General features: G+C 32.2%; 20 protein-coding genes. 3 read left to right on the forward strand and 17 right to left on the reverse strand.

The features are described from left to right. Positions 1-69 precede the first annotated feature (69 nt). Positions 70-2,133, forward strand: a complete 2,064-nt coding sequence (locus tag Q0783_RS02050; RefSeq protein WP_298892870.1) for a tetratricopeptide repeat protein — start codon at positions 70-72, stop codon at positions 2,131-2,133. Here the strand turns inward: Q0783_RS02050 and Q0783_RS02055 are convergent, their stop codons facing one another. The 17 genes from Q0783_RS02055 to Q0783_RS02135 form a co-directional block, all read right to left on the reverse strand. Then, the gene (locus tag Q0783_RS02055; RefSeq protein WP_298892874.1) at positions 2,134-2,523 is read right to left on the reverse strand and encodes a (deoxy)nucleoside triphosphate pyrophosphohydrolase; all 390 of its coding nucleotides are present in this window, start codon (positions 2,521-2,523) and stop codon (positions 2,134-2,136) included. After that, entirely contained in the window at positions 2,520-3,431 is a 912-nt protein-coding gene (locus tag Q0783_RS02060) for an HNH endonuclease signature motif containing protein (protein ID WP_298892876.1), read from the reverse strand. The genes Q0783_RS02055 and Q0783_RS02060 overlap by 4 nt, the downstream gene beginning before the upstream one ends. Before the next feature lie 193 nt (positions 3,432-3,624). Then, positions 3,625-6,222, reverse strand: coding sequence for a T9SS type A sorting domain-containing protein (locus Q0783_RS02065; RefSeq protein WP_298892878.1), 2,598 nt, complete (start codon positions 6,220-6,222; stop codon positions 3,625-3,627). A 478-nt stretch (positions 6,223-6,700) separates the two neighbouring features. Beyond that, a complete protein-coding gene (locus Q0783_RS02070; RefSeq protein WP_298892880.1) occupies positions 6,701-7,411 on the reverse strand; it encodes a LytTR family DNA-binding domain-containing protein in 711 nt (236 codons plus the stop codon). Between the two features lie 10 nt (positions 7,412-7,421). Next, entirely contained in the window at positions 7,422-7,742 is a 321-nt protein-coding gene (locus tag Q0783_RS02075) for an Hpt domain-containing protein (protein ID WP_366915429.1), read from the reverse strand. Beyond that, entirely contained in the window at positions 7,739-10,213 is a 2,475-nt protein-coding gene (locus Q0783_RS02080; RefSeq protein WP_298892882.1) for a PAS domain S-box protein, read from the reverse strand. Before Q0783_RS02080 ends, Q0783_RS02075 begins: the two co-directional genes overlap by 4 nt. Continuing rightward, positions 10,213-10,752, reverse strand: a complete 540-nt coding sequence (locus Q0783_RS02085; RefSeq protein ID WP_298754457.1) for a heme NO-binding domain-containing protein — start codon at positions 10,750-10,752, stop codon at positions 10,213-10,215. The genes Q0783_RS02080 and Q0783_RS02085 overlap by 1 nt, the downstream gene beginning before the upstream one ends. Then, a complete protein-coding gene (locus Q0783_RS02090) occupies positions 10,753-11,166 on the reverse strand; it encodes a response regulator (RefSeq protein WP_298754455.1) in 414 nt (137 codons plus the stop codon). A gap of 121 nt (positions 11,167-11,287) precedes the next feature. After that, on the reverse strand, positions 11,288-11,470 hold the full coding sequence (locus Q0783_RS02095) for a hypothetical protein (RefSeq protein ID WP_298754453.1): 183 nt from the start codon (positions 11,468-11,470) through the stop codon (positions 11,288-11,290). A gap of 228 nt (positions 11,471-11,698) precedes the next feature. Beyond that, the gene (locus Q0783_RS02100; RefSeq protein WP_298754450.1) at positions 11,699-12,061 is read right to left on the reverse strand and encodes an MmcQ/YjbR family DNA-binding protein; all 363 of its coding nucleotides are present in this window, start codon (positions 12,059-12,061) and stop codon (positions 11,699-11,701) included. Next, positions 12,058-12,459, reverse strand: a complete 402-nt coding sequence (locus tag Q0783_RS02105; protein ID WP_298892884.1) for a GNAT family N-acetyltransferase — start codon at positions 12,457-12,459, stop codon at positions 12,058-12,060. The genes Q0783_RS02100 and Q0783_RS02105 overlap by 4 nt, the downstream gene beginning before the upstream one ends. Then, positions 12,456-13,067 (reverse strand): DUF4230 domain-containing protein, encoded by a 612-nt coding sequence (locus Q0783_RS02110; RefSeq protein WP_298892886.1) that lies wholly within the window; start codon positions 13,065-13,067, stop codon positions 12,456-12,458. Before Q0783_RS02110 ends, Q0783_RS02105 begins: the two co-directional genes overlap by 4 nt. Positions 13,068-13,134: 67 nt before the next feature. Next, on the reverse strand, positions 13,135-13,884 hold the full coding sequence (locus Q0783_RS02115; RefSeq protein ID WP_298892888.1) for a cyclase family protein: 750 nt from the start codon (positions 13,882-13,884) through the stop codon (positions 13,135-13,137). Continuing rightward, positions 13,884-15,014: a radical SAM family heme chaperone HemW gene (gene hemW / locus Q0783_RS02120; protein ID WP_298892890.1), complete on the reverse strand. Its 1,131-nt coding sequence runs from the start codon at positions 15,012-15,014 to the stop codon at positions 13,884-13,886. The genes Q0783_RS02115 and hemW overlap by 1 nt, the downstream gene beginning before the upstream one ends. Further along, complete coding sequence (locus Q0783_RS02125; RefSeq protein WP_298892892.1) at positions 15,014-16,744, reverse strand: hypothetical protein; 1,731 nt, start codon at positions 16,742-16,744, stop codon at positions 15,014-15,016. The genes hemW and Q0783_RS02125 overlap by 1 nt, the downstream gene beginning before the upstream one ends. Positions 16,745-16,772: 28 nt before the next feature. Next, positions 16,773-17,327, reverse strand: a complete 555-nt coding sequence (gene ruvC, locus Q0783_RS02130; RefSeq protein ID WP_298892894.1) for a crossover junction endodeoxyribonuclease RuvC — start codon at positions 17,325-17,327, stop codon at positions 16,773-16,775. Continuing rightward, positions 17,327-17,962: an outer membrane beta-barrel protein gene (locus Q0783_RS02135; protein ID WP_298892896.1), complete on the reverse strand. Its 636-nt coding sequence runs from the start codon at positions 17,960-17,962 to the stop codon at positions 17,327-17,329. The genes ruvC and Q0783_RS02135 overlap by 1 nt, the downstream gene beginning before the upstream one ends. 25 nt (positions 17,963-17,987) lie before the next feature. On the opposite strand from Q0783_RS02135, the gene Q0783_RS02140 reads away from it, so the two are divergent. Both Q0783_RS02140 and Q0783_RS02145 read left to right on the forward strand, forming a co-directional pair. After that, positions 17,988-18,962, forward strand: coding sequence for a lysylphosphatidylglycerol synthase domain-containing protein (locus Q0783_RS02140; protein ID WP_298892898.1), 975 nt, complete (start codon positions 17,988-17,990; stop codon positions 18,960-18,962). Next, positions 18,962-20,089, forward strand: a complete 1,128-nt coding sequence (locus Q0783_RS02145; protein ID WP_298892901.1) for a glycosyltransferase — start codon at positions 18,962-18,964, stop codon at positions 20,087-20,089. Before Q0783_RS02140 ends, Q0783_RS02145 begins: the two co-directional genes overlap by 1 nt. Positions 20,090-20,092 lie beyond the last annotated feature (3 nt).

Below are 20,092 nucleotides of genomic sequence, written 5' to 3' on the forward strand. Positions count from 1 at the left end.
ATGGCAGTTTGCTGTAGATGAATGAAGTGGTCTTCGTCCGTAACTTGCAAATAAGCAAATCAAACCGTTATGAAGACTTTAAAATCATTAATATATCCCTTCTTTTTATTACTTGTAATATCTAGTCATGCACAAGATATGCAAGACGGATTTACTTATTTAGAAACTGGTCAATATACTAAAGCCGAACTATTTTTTAATACGATATTAAACGACTATCCAAATAATAAAACTGCGCGCTTATGTTATGGTAGAGCTGTTGGTCTTAATGGTAAAACGTCAAAGGCAAATACTATCTTTAGCCAATTACTAAAAGATTATCCAGCCGATTTTGAAGTGAAACTAAATTACGGCGAATCTTTATTATGGAACCAACAATTTCATAAAGCGAAAGCTTACTATAGTAATTTAGTAAAAGAAGCTCCTAAAAGTTTTCCTACTTTGTTAGGCTATGCTAATACTTTATCAAACCTAAAGGAATACCAACAAGCATTGATCTATATTGACAAGGCTTTAGCGGTATCACCAGGAAACCCAAATGCACTTAATTCAAAAAAGTATATCTATCTAGGGTTTGCTTATAAGAAACAGCAAGAACAAGACTATACTGAAGCAGAATTCTTATTAATTAAAAATTTAGAGTTACTAGGTGACGACAAAGAAACCTTATTGAATCTTGCTAACTTATACCTTATTAAAAATGAGTTAGAGTCTGCCAAAGGCGTCTATAATAGATTAGCTAAAAACCCAAATAACAAAATAGAAGCCTTAAACGGTTTGTCTTTAGTAGCACATCTTAATAGTAAAGACAAGAAAGCTTTGCAATTAAGTCATAATGCGCAATCACTCATAGAGACCAATTCTGCTCAAACATTAAAACAACAAACGACAGAACGTTATATTCAAGCGCTAATTTGGAATAAAAAATACAAACCTGCTCAACGTTTAATTGATACTTTAATGACTGAGTTTGCAAATGCAAATTGGGTATTGGCATTGCGCGCCACATTGAACATTTACAAGAGTAACTTTAAAAAAAGTCTTGAAGATTATAATAGGATCTTAGCAAACGACAGTACATCCTTTGACGGCAATCTCGGAAAAGCAAATGCCTTGAAAGCCTTGGGACGTTATGATGATGCCTATGCCTCAGCAGAAAATACACTAAAGTTTTATGACAATCAAAAAGATGCTGTGAACTTTATAAATGAGCTAAACGCTAATTTTTCTCCTGCACTTAATTCTAGAGCTGCTTATTCATTTGACAATGGTGAGAATCAAGCATTTGCTTTTCAAACTAGTGTGTCATATCCTCTATCTACTAGATTAAAATTGCTCGGACAGTATAACTATAGAACGACCAATAATACCATCACAAAGAATAACGCCTACTCAAATGCAGCAGCTTTTGGTTTATCATATCAATTGTTAGACAATCTAATATTTAAAGGAACTATAGGACTTACCTCTGCTAAAACCGAAACAAATGATTACAATCAATTGATTACTGATGTATCAGTACACATCAAACCTTTTAAACTTCAAAATTTAGATTTAGGTTACAAACGAGGTGTCCAAAGTTTTAATGCAGATTTGTTAGATCGAGAGATTGTGCAAAACAATTATTATGTCAATTATAATCTTAGTAGCAACTTTAATTTAGGTTGGTTTACGCAATATATCTATACCTCCCAAAATGATGGAAATGCAAGGAATTTACTTTTCACGTCATTGTACTATAACATATTGGCTAAACCTTCTTTAAAAGTAGGATTCAACTATCAATATATTACGTTCAAAGAACAGGTGCCAAACATCTATTTTAGTCCCGAATCATTTCAAGCCGCTGAAGTATTTCTAAATTTGGTTAAAGATGAGAACATAGCTAAATCAAAACAATGGTTTTACGAACTCACAGCCGCAACAGGACTACAATATATAGACAATGGTGAACGCCAAAGCACGTATAGATTCCAAGGGAAGCTAGGTTATAAATTCTCAGAACGCACGATGTTAAACCTATTTGGAACCCGAAGCAATATTGCATCAGCCACAGCTGCTGGCTTTACTTTTACCGAAATTGGATTGAGGTTTAAATGGGTGTTTGGTGATGGAGGGGTTTTTGGAAAATAACTATCTGTTTAAAACATTTGTTAACTTATCTAAAATAGGAATATCTGCCGGAGATAATTTTATGTTCTTTATTTCATTTAATTCTAACCATTCATATTTATCATGAGCATTCAGTAAATAGTCTGCTTTTATAAATTTACATTCATAAGCGATTAATTCAATTACAAAATTTTCATATTTATGGATAACAGTTGTAAAGTGATTTTTTATTTCCACAGACATTGACAACTCCTCTTCGAGTTCTCTTTTTAAAGCATCTTCGGGAAATTCATTAAACTCTAATTTCCCTCCAGGAAATTCCCAATACCCCCCTAGATGCTTATTTGGGTTTCTTCTACAAAGAAATAATTTGTCATCTCTATAAATAATACCACATGCAACCTTTATCATAAATCAATTAATTTTCGTCTATGCCTTTTAAGGTATTTTTTATTTCCAAGAGAGAGGCTTTTAATTCTTTCATTTCCTGTAATACCTAATTTTAAAAATTCTATATTATCAAATGAATTAGACAAAACTATCTTTCCGTCATCATCAAATGAAATTAAATATCTATCAAAAAGTGCATCATAAACTGGAGACAATAAAATTCCATTATCAGCATCCTGTCTCTCTTTATCATTAGCTTCTCTCCAGGGAACAATATGAGAAGCTATCAAAACTTCTTTTAATGAAGCATTAGTTACCGCGCATTTATTTCCCCATCTTTTTAATATTTGTTGTCTAAATTCACCTTGAACAGTCCTTAATGTAATTAAACCTTTTCTTGTTGTTATCTTAGACAATTTATAATTAAACTTCTCTTCGTTTATATTATGTTTTATTTCTTTTTGATTTTCAATATATATGTTTCCTAATTTGAATATTGCTTTAGCACTATATGGGTCTAATGCATACAAATAACCTTGATTTGCTTTTGCTTTTGGCGGGTTTCCCGTAAAATTAAGAGGTGAATATTTAGGAGGTAAATATTGTTTTATTTTTTCATAAACTTGATTAATATCTAAAGGTTTATTAAATAAATGATATTTTGCATCAATCATATAACCTTCATCTTCCCATTGGACATCTACATCGAACTCATCAGGTTGAGCAAATAGAAAATATTCAGATAAAATAATACAATAACCAACCAAAAACCCTTTTCGGAAATTGAAAACAATATCATTAGGTTTAAGTTTAATCATATTGTTCCAATGGAAAAACGATTTCCCAGAACTGTTAGATGTTGGAGCCCATAAATATCCTCCTTCTTTTTCTTCTTTATAAGTTTTGCCTTGATTAACCCAATAATACATTTGAAAAGTTTCTTAATAGCGGTAATGAAACTCAACTAATAGTGTTGATCTTTTTAATATTTCAATATAAATATAATCAATAAGCTTTAGAAATGGCAAAACAAAAAAAGGCAAAAGCTTTCGCTTTTGCCTCAATCCAATTCAACATCGCCGCAAATCTCCATGCTTTGTTGAATCTTGAATTAGCCTAGGGTTATCTAATTATTAATTTCAAGGGATTATATAGTGTGTGTTGACTCAGTATTTTGCAGAAATAGAGTCCTGCACTAAGATTATCTTTTTGTAAAGTAATGTTGTTGCTTCCAGGTGTTACTTTATGATGACTTTGATAGACTACTTTCCCAAGTTGATCGTAGATCACAAACTGAACAGTCTCTGTTTGGTTAGATGTAAACTGTATGCTTGTCTCGGCCGTCATTGGATTAGGTATAGCCTTAAGTTTAGTATTCTCTTGCATTATATCTGAGACAGATAAGGTTTCTTGAGAGAAACGTAGATCTTCTAATGTCATCTCTTTAGTGGTCGTTGTACCATCTAAACTCACCATAGTAAATACCACAGTAATCACATCATCCAAAATAGGATCAACCCCATTGATCGATTCAAAACTAGTTATTGGTAACACATAAATATTAACTGTATTAGATAATGTGATACTGGTGTGGTATTGTTCTTCCCAATTAGAAATACCTTGTTTAACTAAAGTCACTTCTAATAGTCCTGTGCCTTTGGCTTTGAATTTTAAACTATTATAATCTGTAAGATCTACAGGCTTGAATCGTGGCGTTAAAGCTCTATAAGCAGCAACATAACTACTCGTTGTTGCTTTTAAAACAACATTACGTTCTATTGGAAAATCTGAAATATCAAAAGCATAGTCATTTGGCAAAACAGTATAGGTATCAACTGTTGTATCTGGTTGCGAATCATCAATTCCCCAAGGGCCATCAGACATGAATAAGTCGTCTGGTGTAGTGATTCCATCTCCAATTCTGAATCCGATATCAAATAGATGTCCAGTTTCTAATTGTAGGTTAGTGATGTAATCTTCGTTAAGGTCTATGGTAGCATTCAGGGCATCAAATTCACTTGTTTCAGTAGTTCTAAATCCTGCATCAAAAGTCACATTCTCGGTGGCATTTACATTTATAATTTGTAAATCTAAAGCGCCATTATTATAGGTTCCTTTTCTCACAAATACGGTTGGAGGAGTCGAATTATTATAGTTTGAAATTGGTTTTTGTGCTTCTAAAAGATTCAATACTTCCAGACCTAATAGATAGAGATCATCTACAGAGTTAGTCCAAATTTGAAAATTATAGAATGTAACATCTTGTTCATATTGATCAAGATTCCAATGGCTTTCTACAGCGAAATTTTCATCGTTATTAACCACTTTAGCAGATAAGCTCAATACAAATTCATACGTACCATCTGTGTTTTTGATAATCGATTTGATAAAAGCCTGTTCGTTAATATCAATTGTATTTACCGAGATTAGCTCGGCACCAAGTAATCGATCACAGATGTATTTGGTATGCTCATAAACGCCATTTTCAGTTTTCAATGCGATAATAGAAGCCGCAGGCATATTATTTTCTAAGTAGTCTACAGCATAAATTTCTGTGGCATTGGTAATATTTAATAAATCGACAGGTGTTGATTCTATAACCTCATCTTCGTTGATCACATCAAGTGGAATAAAATCTTCAAGTGTAAATTCTGAATTTGCATTACGCTCTAAATAGGTATTAGACTTGGTAAGGCGTCTTGCTGTTGTTCTATCAAATCTATAACCCGTTTTTGCACGATTAAAATTTCTTGCATTGATTTGTTCAGACAGTCTATTATTACTTTCTAATCCACCTTCATTACCTCCAGAAGTAGGAGGTGTGATTACGGCACATTCGCCATATCCTGAACAAGAAGGATCCTCGCAATCTATGAGTCCATCACCATCATCATCAATGCCATTATCACAAATCTCTTGAAGCACAGGAGCCGTAGGACAACGTGCGCCATCATTACTAGAGCTCGATGGACCGAAAGCAAATAGATTAGAATCCATCTCTCCATTTTCGACTAAGGTTTGAACATTTTGAATCACATAAATAGTTCCTGTTTGATTTGCCGATACATAAAAGCGACCATCGGCATCAAAATATACAGCACCATAAGTATAGCTGAGTCCTGACAAAATTGGAACCTCTCCCAAAGCTTGTACATTTCCGTTAGAAGGATCAATACGATATAATATATTGGTGTTCTTTTCAACAGTGTATAATTGTCCATCTACTGCATTAAACGCCCAATCGTGTATGTTGATGTTTTGTGATAAGGTGGCCGTTTCATCGTGCTGTGTATAAGATCCAGAATTGGGGTCGAGATTAATTTTATAATACGTGGTTCCACCGCCTTTAAGAAAATACATTCCAGTAGCACTTATACCACCAACGTATCTATTGCTTGTTGGTAATTCATCAATATAATAAGTTGTTGTCGTAAAGTTTTTACCAATTCGTACAATCGTTTTAGATGGCGATGTAAGTGATCCCCAAATAAAACCATCTGCTGGATTATATGCTGCAGCGTTGATATTTCCAGAGGTTACATCTGCAGCAACTTGATATGATCCACCAGATGCAAGATCTATAGCATACACATCGTTATACTGAAATAAGTAAGCATTATAATCACAATTAAATGGGATGTCTTGTGCATTTGAGTTCAAAGTCATAAATATTGTCCCAAATAAGATGAACTGTACTTTTATGTTGTAAAGTTTATTCATTGTCTTTATTATTAAAAGATTATGAGACAAAACTATGAGCTTTAAACATCTGCTTTTTTTATTTTCGTTTAGGCGATTGTCGACTAAGTTTAATGACGTTTAACTGTAGACGAATTGCACAAAATGATAAAAGGCAAAAGATGTCTCTTTTGCCTTTTATCGTCCCATTCTAATCAATTCCTTATTAAGGATTAACCATTTAAAGCGAATGTAAAATACTAGTAAAAGAATTAGAAAATTTTTCTTTGGTTAGCAGGAATTAGCATGTGAATAACTATTTCCTTTAGACAAGTGGTATGTATATACAATAAAGGCAAAAGAATAGAAAATTCTTCTGCCTTTTAATTAGCTATTAATCACAAAACTATTATGTTATGATTCTAATGCTAAAATAGAGACATATCGATTAGCACTCATTAATTTTCGTTTGATCGAAAACAAAGAGCGTTAGAATGCAATTAAGTATAGACGAATGGTTTTAGAGTAAATTAAGACGTTTCATTAGCTCTGGTCGATTTGAACGACTTACAGGAATCACATCTTTTTTTATAAGCACACTATTATCTTCAATATCAATAATCTTATTAACGTTGATAATGAACGAACGGTGTACTTTAAGAAATAGATCATTGGGCAGCTTTTCTTCTATTTTCTTTAAGGTTGAGTGCACTGTATAGTTTTGATTTTCGGTTTTTACATGAATATAATCACCTTTAGCTTCCACCAAATAAATACTTGGAATATCAATTTTAATAAGACGTCTGTCAATATTAACATATAAATCATTACCAGAAGTAGTTTCTACTTTTTCAGAAGCTGTTGATGCTGCTACAGGCATTGATTTTACTTCGGCTTTTTTTATAGCCTTTTGAAAACGTTCTGGTGTGATAGGTTTTACTAGATAATCTACAATACAATCATATTCAAATGCTTGAATAGCAAACTTAGAATCTGAAGTTGTCAAAATTATCTTTGGCGGATTTTTCAGTGTTTCGATAAAATCAAACCCCGTAAAATCAGGCATATGAATATCTAAAAAAATGAGATCAATATCGTTTTGATTGAGATACTTAATGGCTTGAATTGCATTTGGAAACTCTTCTAATACATTTAAGCTGTTTACATTAGAGCATAATTGGGCAATAATTGCTCTTGCTGTAGCTTCATCATCAATAATAATACAATTCATATGGTACTAATTATAACTGTTGTAAATAATTAGTTATGGTTATTAAAATAGATTCGAAGTCGTCTTGAAGTTCTGTACTGCCTTCAAGTAAATTGTTTTCGAATGCTACAGCAATCTCATAACTTTTCTCAAGCCCTAAAATACTAATTTTATGTTTAAGTTTATGAACATTTTCAGCTGTAAGCGGATAGTTTTTAGCAGCTATATTTTTATAATATACTTGCTTTTCGTCTGGGAACTCAGCCTTTATGATAGCGATTAACTTTTCTTCAAAAGCGATATCACCACCAGACATACTATGAATGTAGGATAGATTAGGTTGTTCCATCATGATTTTTTTAAAGTAAAATGAAATGTTGTTCCTTTTCCTTTTTCAGATTCTATCCAGATTTCACCTTTAAATAAGTCTATGATTTTTTTAACTATCGATAAACCAATTCCAGTAGACTCTTTACTACTATTTAAGGAATGGAATATTTTAAAAATCTTATCATGGTATTTCTTATCGATACCAACACCATTATCTTGAATAGAAAATTGGTAGAATGACTTTTTTTCTTCGACATTAATGTTGACCACGCCAGAATCCTTATCATTAAACTTTATGGCATTACTAATTAAGTTTTGAAACAGTTGTTGTAGTTTGGTTTTATCACCTTTAACTGTTGGCAAAGTGTTTAATACATTTATAGACACATGATCTGGAACATATAAGATTTGTTTTAACTCATCTATCAAAACATTTAAATCGACCTCTTGCTCTTCTTGAGTTTCAGAACCAATACTTGAATAGGTTAAAATGTCTGAGATAAGTTGCTCCATCTTTTCAAGTGTCGTTGCTATTAAATCAAAATTTTGCAAACTAACGTCATCAAACTTACCAGAATTATCTGCTTTTATCCAACTTACTAAGGCTTCAATACTACGTAATGGTGATTTTAAATCATGAGATACGATATGAGCATATTCTTGGAGTTCGTCATTACTTTTTGCTAGCTCTAGTAATAAATGCTCATTCTTAGATTCGGCCTTTTTACGTTCTCTAATATTGATAGCTGTTCTCAATTGAATTGCTACTAAACTTGCTACACTTTCAAGAGCTTTAGCATGCTCTTTGGTGTAATAGTTCTTATCTTTATGTTCAGAATCGATAACACCTATAACGCGACCTTCACTTATTATTGGTACAGTTATTTCTGAAAAACGTTGTTTATCATCTACAATGTATCTCTTATCTTTTGAGGTGTTCTTAATAATTTCTGAAATTCCAGATTTCACAACACTTCCTACGATGCCTTCTCCAATAGGAACCGTTAATTTGTTACGAATTTTATTGTCCTCATCTAATTTTTCGCCATATACGGCAATCTGTTCTAAAGTATTATTGTTGTGATCTACTAAATAAATAACACAATCTTCAGAATCAAGATATTCAGCTATGTTATTGACAATTTCCCAAGCAATTTCATTAACATCTGTTTTTCCTAAAATAGATTTAGTAAGATTATTGATCATATCAATAATCAATGTTCGTTCTCTTTCCGAAGTGATATCTTCAATAAGTGCTACCTGAAACTTGATATTTCCATCATTATCCCTTACTGCATTTACATTTGTTTTAGCCCAAATAACTGAGCCATTTCTCTTTTTATAGCGTTTATTTACTGTGAAGTTGTCAATTTCACCTAAATTCATTTTATCGATATAATACTTTGACTCTGGATAGTCTTCTTCAAATGAAAGATCTTTTATAGAAAACTCATTTAATTGACTTTCAGAATAACCAAGCAAGTCTTGAAATGTTGCATTGGTTTTGAGAATGTCTCCATATTGTGTTAATACAATACCAATTGAAGAATTATTAATAATAACATCCAGTTCGCGTTTTTGTTCCTGTATTAATTCTGTATTACGCTTGGCATCGGTGATATCTAAATGGATACCTATAGAACCTGTAACATTTCCGCTGATATCATAATTAGGAGCACCGCTAATAAGCCAAAAACGTTTTTCTCCAGATTTAGTATTGACCTCAATCTCATAAGAGTTTGATTTTCCTTTTAGACGTTTTTCATTCTCTAAAACAATGATATCTTTATCCTTATCTACAGGAAATAATTGACCCCCTACTTGTCCAATTAACTCATCCTTGGAATATCCTGAAATTTCTGTGAATTGCTGGTTTACAAATTGAATTTCATCTTCATTATTAACCTCTACTAATCCAAGGTTCATATTATCTATAATACTCATGTATTTCTGCCGCTCAGCTTCTATACTTTTTTGATAATCACTTTCAACTGTAATATCTCTAACAATACCTTGAGCTCCTACAGCAATTCCTTTTTCATAAATTACACTAGCATTAATGTGTGCCAATTTTTTTTCTCCAGTCTTTGTAACAATTTTTACTTTAAAATTAGTAATAACCCCTTTTTCCATTAAAGTCTTAAAAGACGTAGCCACTTTCTCAATTTCTTTTGGATCTACTAATTCCATAAGATTACTATTCGTTTTAACATCATTAAAACCTAGCAATTTAACTGCTGCATCATTCATTTTTAGAATGTTTCCCCAGAGGTCCATAATCACATATGCATCGACAATATTTTCAAAAACACCTTGTAGCTGAGAATTAGTTTTATCGTATAACGACATCAACTCTGCATGAGATTCTTCAAGCTTTTTATTCACTTGATATAATTCGGCAGATTTTTCTTCTAGGATTTTTTCAGCTTGCTTTCTTGCTGCTCGTTCTCTAGCTAAAGCACGTTGTAGTATGTCCAGCTGCTCTTGACTCATTAATTTCTATTGATTAGAAACTTAACCTCTGTTCCATCTGGTTTAATCTTCTCCAATTGTATAGTTGCCGTACTATTAAAATGTTCAAAAGTCTTGTTCATTAACCCTAATCCAAAATGATGCATCGCTCTACTAGACTTATAAATCATAATTAATGAATCGTCTGTTTTTTCTAACACTTCAAAAGTGGGTAACTCGGCATCAGGATAAATTTTTCTTACCTCAACATGAATGTGGTTTTCGATGGAAGCTAGCATATCTATAGGGTCGCTATAAGTGGCCAAAAGCCCTGGATAACTATCTTCCAAAACACTAAAAAAATGCTCTGCATACACTAATAATAAGTCATCTATGCTGATATCTGTTTTAGCACTTAGGTGTTGCAATAATTGCAGCATTTCTGAAAATTTATAGGTTCCAACTGATGTATAAACACCATTAGATTCAAGATTAGAATTCGAAATAATATAATCAACCATCTCTAATCCAAATTTATCTTCAACCAATTCTAAAAATTCTGTAAATACGATACCTTTCATTTATGCTTTAATTAATTCATTAATACTCCAATACGCTAATAGTTTTTCAATTTTTGAAACATAATCCTCATACTTTAAAGGCTTTAGCACATAACCTGCAATACCTATTCTATAACATTCTAACAAATCTTTTTGGTTATTTGATGTTGTTAATATTATTGTTGGAATATATTTTAAAGTATCATCATTTTTAAGAATTCCTAAAAACTCTAAGCCATTAATTTTTGGCATGTTTAAATCTAATAAAATTATGTGAGGTAAACTTTGTTCTTCTTTTAAAATCCTTAACGCTTCTTCACCATTATTAGCTTCTATGATATCATGTTTGATATCAAGTGTTGAAACCGTTCTATTGAGTTTCATAATCTCAATAGTATCGTCTTCAATTAACAATACTTTTAATTTCTTTTCCATGAGGGTGTACTTATTGTAGATTGTGAAATTACTACAATAGTGACTAATGATGATTTTACTTCGTTTAATTTAAATTTAGTGTAGACGAATGACAGTTAAGTGTAGACGAATGGTAATTACATTATAGTTTTTGATGATTGATTAAGTTAATCGTATTGATTTGAGAATCGTATTTAATTCTTTCTAATTCTTGCAAGAAAGTCAAAGAGTAGCTCTTTTCATGGTTTTTAGCTATATGCATTTCAAAATAACTGATAAATTCTAACTGCTTTAAACTGGCTCGTAATTGTGTTCTCGTCGTCATCTTGTCCTGGTTTTTATCCAAACTTGTTTTACTTGTATTTTCAACTGATCTATAATCAGAAAAAAAGTATAGGAATTTGGACAGTAGTTTTTGGGCGGAGGGAATCATGGGCATCTTCTTTTGTTAATATGTAACAAATCTAAAAGGACTACCCTTTGACTATAAAACTATTCTTTAGATGAGTTAATTCAATAGATGAGTGGCAAATAAGTGTAGATGAATGAGAAACTAGTCTAACTCCTGACGTTTTTTTTTAGGCAAACCTTTAACCACCATATCATAAGAATGATCGATTAATTTGGTCAAGAGTTTTGGTGAAAGTTCTCCTGTATGGATATATACGCTATTCCATTGTTGCTTGTGCATGTGGTAACCTGGCTTGATACTCTCATAGGTCTCTCTTAACTCAATAGCATATTCTGGATCACATTTGAGATTAATAAACCCTTCTCCGCTCTCCCATTTTTTTAAAGAAGCTAAGGCAAACATTTTCCCTAATACCTTGAACACCAAAACATCTTCATCGAAAGGAAAATGCTCGGTTACTGCCTTTTTATTCATGCAATAATTTCTATAGTCTTCTATATTCATTTTAATAAGCGTTCCATGACTTTTTCAGGATGTTTTAACTCGGTATATCCAAACTGATGATATAATTTATGTGCATCTGAAGTTTTTAGCATCCATATGTGACAAGACTTCAATTTTGGCTCCTTATGAACCGTTTCCATAAGTTGTTTAGAATACCCCTTACCTCGATATTCTGGAAGTATAAACACATCCATTAGGTATGCAAAAACCACATAATCTGTTGCTATACGAGCAAAACCAATTTGTTTATTTTCATGATATACTCCAAAACACAAACAGTGTTCAATAGAGGTTTTCACTTCTTCTAGTGTACGTCCTTTAGCCCAATAGGTTTCGGTTAAAAACTCGTGAATTAATTTGATGTCTAGACGTGTTTTATCGGTAGATATATCTATCACTCTTCTATTTTTTTAGGTGTACCTTCTTCTATTTTCAAAGCTGAATAATCGAGTTTCCAACCAATAGTTTCGACAATACTTTCAATAAGCAATACAGACTCTAAGGCTTCTTTTTTTGCAATCTCATACAATCCACTTTCTGGCACCTTATTCATAATATGAAGTTTTGCTTCATTGTGTAATTCGGTTAAATCTGAAGCTTCAAACTTATTAAACATTCCATCAGACTTATCGTAATAGTTTAAATCGGTCTCAATACTTAATACTTCAGGTTGCGGAAAATGAAATAGTTTCACTGTCTTTGTTTTGAGATCAGAATCCATTCGAATTTTCGACAAATCAAAACCAACATGTGCTTTCGCATTAATGACTACTAAAGCCTTCTTTTTACTACTAATAAGTTTTAAAAATCGTTCTTTAACATCTTCGTAGTGATAGATCTCTGCAAAATCACCTTCAACAGTAATGAATTTGCATACTTTTTTAATCTTATCTAGTAAAATTACCGATTGTGAATTGGTTTGTTGTCGCAATCTAAACTGCTTGATGATAGTCACAATACCTAGAGTGACCAATATGCTTAAGATGATTATAAAAAATGTTTCCATAGTTAGTTTTTAATAACTGCTTTCAAATGTCGCGCCATAGTTAATGAACGTATTCAAAATCTAACACCTACTCCATAACTTTATACAACACAGGTTTGCTTGGTGTTGCATCATTCTCAAAAGGAGCGATTTGTAGATTTAAAAAATATTCACCATCGTTTACTGCATTTGGGACAAATATAAACTCGGTTATGGTACAGTCTTTTCGGAGTTTTCCTGTGTAATTCCAAAATGCTTTATGTGCTTTAAGCTCTCCTCCATCCTCTTCTCTATCAACACTTGGTAAATCTATAAGTAAATGTTTTATTCCTTTTTTTACTAGAAATGTCACAGCGTCTTCCTTTAAGTATGTCCAATTCGTATTTGAATACTGCTGTGATAATTTTTCTTTTGTGTTAGGAATAGTTCTAATCACAAGTGCATCTCTTTTTTTATTACCAAGTGCAAATTGTAATTGAGATTTTGAGATTATAGTATCGTCTCCAAATTCTTCTGGAGCTACTGTAATCACTTCAGCTAAAAAGAAAAACTGCTTCAAATTTTGATTTACAGAGTATACGTTTTTGGTAATATGACCAACACATTCGGTATGCGTTCCGTGTGCATGTGGATTAAACTGAATTGTATTAAAATTCACAGCTGCACCTTCAGAAACACTTATCACATCATCATCAAATTTAACGGCTTCTATCTTCGGTTCATCAATATACCATGCATTAACATTAGACTTTGAAGCTTTTAACGGAATAGAAATATCTAAAGGATTTGATAAGTCTATTTTTAGCTTTCTTGAATTATATTGAATTGTTGCTATCACTATATATTAATTTTAAAGAGGTCTGAAGCTATACCATCACTTAAGAATTTACCCTTTTTAGCAACCAATAGCTTTTCATCATCAATATACAATAAATGTTGATTTATAAAGGGCTGTGCTTGGAGCAAAAGGTAATCTTTAAACGTTTTACCATAATCTTTCTCTATTTTTTCTAATGAAACGCCCCAAACTGTTCTTAAGCCAGTCATCACATATTCATTGTATTTATCGGTAACTGTAAGCGTTTCTGTTTCCATAGGAAGACGACCACTAGAAATGGCATTACTATATTTTGAATTATTTGACACATTCCAGCTACGATCATTTCCGTTGAAAGAATGTGCAGACGGCCCAATCCCTAAATAGGGTTTTCCTTGCCAGTATGCCGAATTATTTCTGCTGAAATATCCTTCTTTACCAAAATTTGATAGTTCATAGTGTACAAAATCATGAGCTTCTAAAGCATCAATTAATATATGAAACTGTTGTTGTGCTATATCATCATCAACATTCTCAATAACGCCTTTTTTGATAAAATGCTCCAAAGCTGTTTTTGGTTCTACTGTTAAAGCATAACTAGAAATATGTGGAATATTATAACTCAAAGCCATCTCAATATTCTCACGCCACTGATCGTTTGTAGCGCCAGGAATACCATAGATCAAATCGATGGAGATGTTATCAAAATAACGTGTCACTACAGACAAACATTCTTTAGCTTCGTTAACATTGTGAGCACGATTCATAAGCTTTAAATCGTCTTCAAAAAACGATTGTATGCCAATGCTCAAGCGATTCACTAGGCTTTTAGAAAGCTTTATAATTTGCGCCTCAGAAAGATCATCAGGATTAGCTTCTAAAGTGATCTCGGGTGCTTCGGAAACCTTATAATGCGTATATATAGTTGAAATGAGCAACTGTAGTTCTTCAATAGATAATAACGACGGTGTTCCTCCTCCGAAGTAAATGGTATCTACTGTTACATTTTGAAACTCATCTTTACGCATTTCCAATTCTTTAGCTAACGCTTGTATAAGATCATCTTTCTTTTTTAAAGACGTCGAAAAATGAAAATCACAATAATGACACGCCTGTTTACAAAATGGTATGTGAATATATATGCCACTCATTACTCTTTTCGTTTTCTACCTTTGACCAATCGTCTTGTATCGTGTCTTGAAATATTTAAGTCGGGATTTAACCGATTAATAGCTTCAATATTGTCATCTGTTATAAGTTGATGGTCTACTAACATCGTTTTCAAAGCTTTCATCTTTCCAACCTCAGGAGGTATAATCTCAAAATTACTATTATGAATCCAAAGAGAGTATAAGTTATCTAAAGACAATACTTCCTTTGGGAATTGTTTAAACCTATTAAATTCAAGACTTACCGATCCCAGATTTTTCAAATTGGAAAATTCTTTTGGTAACTCTGAAATTTCATTTGAACCAAGGCTTAGATTCTTTAGTTCTGTAAGTTTACCTATTGATTCTGGAATGGTTTCAATTTTATTGTAACCTAAATTGATATATTTTAAATTTATCAAACTGCCTATTTGTACTGGTATGGTTTTAATTTTACACGCATTGGCGACTATACTAACTAGCTCACTACAATTGGACAATTCGTCTCTTAACCTAGTCATTCCGCTTCCAGAGACATTCAAAAATTGTAAACATCTTAACTTACCAATAGATTGCGGTAGATCTTTTAAATAACTATTGCTTCTAACACTTAAATATTTTAGTTTCGTTAGCTCTCCTATATTCTCGTTGAGTTCTCGTAATCCATTAGTACCAATATCTAAAATTTCAACATTCTGAAGTAATTTAATATTGTCTGGTAGTGCTCTCAAATTGCATCTGTAGGCTTCTAATATCTTTAGGTTTGGAAGTTTACTTAAGTCTTCAAACAATTTTTCTTTGTCTTTAAATTTATTGCCAGCAATATTCAACGCCTGTAAATTGATAAATTGTGACAGCTCTTTTGGTAGCTCTGTGAAATTGGAATAGCTCAAATTTAAGGCATAGACCTCATCTTTTCTGTCTAGTAAAGTTGCTAAATCTTCCGTTTTTTCAAGACGTGCAAAACGATTTAACAGCTCGACTCTAAAATAAGTTTCGTCTTCAAAAAGATTTAAGGTCGAGCAGAAATTATTAAGTATCTCTTCTAGTTGCTCTAAGGTCATTTGAGGCAATTGAAAATTAGCTAATTCTTCAAAAACTAAGCTGTCATCTACAATACGCTTCATTAATTCGTTATTTGCCTCTAAGCCTCTATCTTCTAAAAAAGCAACATCCCAAAGCGCTCCTTCCTTATTACCTCCAAAATACTTTGAAAACACCCAATAGTAGTATGTATTTTTGAGGTCTTCAGCAGTTCCCGTTAATCGTAATCGTTCTTCATAGGATTGCTCTGCAATATCAAATTTTTTGGCTGCAAAAGCACAATTCCCTTTCCATGCTAATAAAAATGCAGTTTTTCCTTTGAGTTCAATAATTTTATCAATATCCTCAAGTGCTTTTTCATACTGTTTCAATACAGAATACGCTTGAAACCTAATATATCTTGCTTCATAAGAATTAGGCTCATACGATATATAAATAGTTAAGTCTTCTACAACACCTTTGACATCTTTGGGATTGATGTTTGACTTGGCAATAGCCCTTGAATAGTAATAATCTTTTACATCGGGTTCTCGTTTGATTATTTCATCAAGTAATTCGATAATAGCTTGCCAATTTTTACTATCAAGTGCTTTATTATAGCGTGTCTTAAGTTCCTCATCAGATAAACTCGAGGAACAAGTAACCAACAACACAGCTAAAATTATAACACCAACATATCTTAATGACATTATTAAGGACTTAAGTTTTAACTGCATATTATTTTTTTACTCTATCTCCATTTTGTTTCACAAAACTTGCCCAACCAGAATAATTTTTCCCTACCTCTACTCGGCCTTGGTTATAAAAATGACATACCGCTGCGGCTAAACCATCGGTAGCATCTAAGTTTTTAGGTAAGGTTTTTAAGTCTAATAAACTTTGAAGCATTTTTGCTACTTGTTCTTTGCTGGCATTTCCATTTCCAGTGATGGCCATTTTTATTTTTTTTGGCGAATACTCAGTAATAGGCACTTCGCGAGATAAACCTGCGGCCATGGCAACACCTTGAGCACGTCCTAATTTGAGCATACTTTGTACGTTCTTTCCAAAGAATGGTGCTTCGATAGCAATTTCATCAGGATGATGCGTATCTATTAATTCTATTGTACGTTCAAAAATGAGCTTGAGCTTAAGATAATGATCGCTATACTTTTTTAAATCTAATTCATTAAGCTGAAGAAAGGACATCTTTTTACCGATCACTTTTATGAGTCCGAAACCCATAATTGTAGTTCCAGGATCAATTCCTAATATGATTTTTTCATTACTCATTAATCGCAATATTGGCATCCACTAATAGAGAACGTGACTCCAAAAGTAATAGTTAGAAGGTTTCCATTGAATGACCCAAAACCATCGGTTGCAGGATCAAAATCTTTTCCGAAACCTAAAATATAGGATGTATCTGCATAAACCGACATACGTTGTGTTAAACCATAATGTATTTCAAATCCAGCCATGACATTAAAAAACGATATGTTGTTGCTTCCAAAATTTCCAAGCGGTTTTACAAATGAATACCCTGGCCCAGCATGCACCACAAGTCCCATACGTTGTGGTATAAATGTAATAGACTCGGTTGGATCGTATACTATTTGAGCGTTTAATCGTGTATAGTTGGTTTTAAATTCTATCGAATTGTCATCACTTGAAAATCGATTAAATCCAAAATCTAATTTCGCCCCTAATTGCGGTTTAAACATATGCTGAATCCCCAAATTTACTGTTGGAAAATTAATCGATTTCGCTTGAAAACCATCAACAAAACCCGATTGTGACGGACTATTTATACCAAAAGCTATTTGAGCTTTCCATTTATTAGTATCTCTTTGAGCATGACTGTTAGCAAAACAAATAAACGCTATTATCAAAATACTCAATTTTTGAAGTCTATAATTTGAGGTCATATTCTTTTATTAGTTAATTTGCGACATGCATTTTGGCAGCCTTCCTTACAAAACTAAACAATTCTTTTTTGTACTTATTAAATTAAGTATTGTTGTTGGTGCTTTTTATTTTATCTATCAGAAATTAGTCAAAAACGAAGATTTAGATTTTTATCAATTTTTGGTGTTTTTACGCGAAAATGACGCATTTTCACCAAAAAACGCCTGCTTTTTGCTCTTTTTGACCTTTTTTAATTGGTTTTTTGAAATTTTAAAATGGAAGACTTTAGTCACACATATTAAAAAAATATCGTTTAAAAATGCTTTAGAACAAAGCTTAGGTGCTTTAACCGCTTCATTATTTACACCAAACCGAATTGGAGAATATGGTGCAAAAGCCATTTACTATGGTGCATCAAAACGGAAACAAGTCATGTTACTTAACTTGATAAGCAATATGATGCAAATGACAGTAACAGTCATATTAGGTATCATAGGTTTAAGTCTCATGCATTCTAAATACAACTTGGACATCAATTATTTTAAAGTCTCTAGGTTTATAGTACTTATTATAATTGTTGGGATTTTTACTGCTTTAGGTCTAAAACAAAACCGATTTAAAATTAAAGGTTTCTCTATTGAAAGGTTAAAATCGTTTCTTAATAAGCTTCCTGTAAAAATCCATATTACTGCTTTTGGTCTTTCGGTTTTGAGGTATCTTATTTTCTCGTTTCAGTTTTACTTTTTATTGCAAATTTTCGGAATCAATGTGAGTTATTTTAATGGAATGATTGTTATTACAACCATGTATTTGCTAGCTTCAGTGATTCCTTCCATATTTATTTTTGACGTTATTATAAAAGGTAGCGTTGCAGTATATCTATTCGCCATTGTTGGAGTAAACGAATTTACATCACTTTGTATAGTCACCATCATGTGGTTATTAAATTTTGTAATACCAAGTGTGTTTGGCAGCTACTATGTTCTTAATTTTAATTTTCCAAAAACTAAAAGTTACTAATGCTAATTATTGTACTTACAATTACAATTTTGTACCTATTATCCATAGGAAGTTTTGTATACGGTTTTGACAAAGTGGTCGATTTTAAAATGGAAGATCTATCGCCTAAAACAAAGTTTTCAGTCATTATTCCATTTAGAAATGAAGCTGAGCATTTACCTCAACTAATAGCAACTATATCGAGTTTGAATTACCCTAAATCGATGTTTGAAATTCTCTTTATTGATGATGAGTCGACTGATGATTCGGTAGAAAAAATTTATACCAGAAAAGTCGATTTGAAATCAATAAATTTTTCGGTATTAGCTAATGAAAGACTTACAAAATCACCTAAAAAAGATGCCATAGCTAAAGCTATAAAACATGCAAAATATGAATGGATTATAACTACAGATGCCGATTGCCAATTGCCCAAATATTGGCTAGATTGTTTTGATAGTTACATTCAAAATAACACTTCAAAAGTTTTAGTAGCTCCAGTAACTTTTGATAAAGCAAGGTCATTTTTTGAGCGTTTTCAATTACTTGACATTTTAAGCTTACAAGGTGCCACTATTGGCGGTTTTGGTATAAAAAAACCGTTTCTATGCAATGGCGCTAATCTAGCCTATAAAAAGGATTTTTTTTATACTATTGAAGGCTTTAAAGGGAATAGCAATATCGCTAGTGGTGATGATATTTTCCTATTGGAAAAGGCTATAAAGAAAGAAAAAAACAGTGTCCATTATATTAAAAATAATCACATTACGGTGACAACAAAACCTGAAAAGGATTTCAAAGCATTAAAAGCACAACGTGTACGATGGGCAGCTAAAGCTTCAAGCTATAAAAACGCTTTTACAAAACTCATTGGGTTATTAATATTACTAATGAATGCACTTATGGTAAGTATGCCTCTCTTAGCCATACTTCAAATAATAGCGCTAAAAACTTTAGCTTATAGCTTGGCTATCAAATTTCTTATTGATTTTTTATTACTCTTTAAAACAGCTCGTTTTTTTAATCAAGAATCGTATTTAGGGTCCTATGTGTTCTCAAGTATTCTGTATCCATTTTTTAACGTATACATCGCTTTTATTTCGGTGTTTAAAGGTTATAAATGGAAAGATCGTCCTTATAGTAAATAGTGG

This window comes from uncultured Psychroserpens sp., assembly GCF_947500255.1.
Taxonomy (GTDB): Bacteria; Bacteroidota; Bacteroidia; order Flavobacteriales; family Flavobacteriaceae; genus Psychroserpens.

What these genes read in the sequence shown, in the direction of transcription:
- Q0783_RS02050 (WP_298892870.1), top strand. Translation starts at nt 70, where the DNA reads ATGAAGACTTTAAAATCATTAATATATCCCTTCTTTTTATTACTTGTA.
- Q0783_RS02065 (WP_298892878.1), bottom strand. Translation starts at nt 6,222, where the DNA reads ATGAATAAACTTTACAACATAAAAGTACAGTTCATCTTATTTGGGACA.
- hemW (WP_298892890.1), bottom strand. Translation starts at nt 15,014, where the DNA reads ATGAGTGGCATATATATTCACATACCATTTTGTAAACAGGCGTGTCAT.
- Q0783_RS02145 (WP_298892901.1), top strand. Translation starts at nt 18,962, where the DNA reads ATGCTAATTATTGTACTTACAATTACAATTTTGTACCTATTATCCATA.
- Q0783_RS02060 (WP_298892876.1), bottom strand. Translation starts at nt 3,431, where the DNA reads ATGTATTATTGGGTTAATCAAGGCAAAACTTATAAAGAAGAAAAAGAA.
- Q0783_RS02055 (WP_298892874.1), bottom strand. Translation starts at nt 2,523, where the DNA reads ATGATAAAGGTTGCATGTGGTATTATTTATAGAGATGACAAATTATTT.
- Q0783_RS02095 (WP_298754453.1), bottom strand. Translation starts at nt 11,470, where the DNA reads ATGACGACGAGAACACAATTACGAGCCAGTTTAAAGCAGTTAGAATTT.
- Q0783_RS02135 (WP_298892896.1), bottom strand. Translation starts at nt 17,962, where the DNA reads ATGACCTCAAATTATAGACTTCAAAAATTGAGTATTTTGATAATAGCG.
- Q0783_RS02070 (WP_298892880.1), bottom strand. Translation starts at nt 7,411, where the DNA reads ATGAATTGTATTATTATTGATGATGAAGCTACAGCAAGAGCAATTATT.
- Q0783_RS02090 (WP_298754455.1), bottom strand. Translation starts at nt 11,166, where the DNA reads ATGGAAAAGAAATTAAAAGTATTGTTAATTGAAGACGATACTATTGAG.
- Q0783_RS02075 (WP_366915429.1), bottom strand. Translation starts at nt 7,742, where the DNA reads ATGATGGAACAACCTAATCTATCCTACATTCATAGTATGTCTGGTGGT.
- Q0783_RS02125 (WP_298892892.1), bottom strand. Translation starts at nt 16,744, where the DNA reads ATGTCATTAAGATATGTTGGTGTTATAATTTTAGCTGTGTTGTTGGTT.
- Q0783_RS02140 (WP_298892898.1), top strand. Translation starts at nt 17,988, where the DNA reads ATGCATTTTGGCAGCCTTCCTTACAAAACTAAACAATTCTTTTTTGTA.
- Q0783_RS02100 (WP_298754450.1), bottom strand. Translation starts at nt 12,061, where the DNA reads ATGAATATAGAAGACTATAGAAATTATTGCATGAATAAAAAGGCAGTA.
- Q0783_RS02080 (WP_298892882.1), bottom strand. Translation starts at nt 10,213, where the DNA reads ATGAGTCAAGAGCAGCTGGACATACTACAACGTGCTTTAGCTAGAGAA.
- Q0783_RS02085 (WP_298754457.1), bottom strand. Translation starts at nt 10,752, where the DNA reads ATGAAAGGTATCGTATTTACAGAATTTTTAGAATTGGTTGAAGATAAA.
- ruvC (WP_298892894.1), bottom strand. Translation starts at nt 17,327, where the DNA reads ATGAGTAATGAAAAAATCATATTAGGAATTGATCCTGGAACTACAATT.
- Q0783_RS02110 (WP_298892886.1), bottom strand. Translation starts at nt 13,067, where the DNA reads ATGGAAACATTTTTTATAATCATCTTAAGCATATTGGTCACTCTAGGT.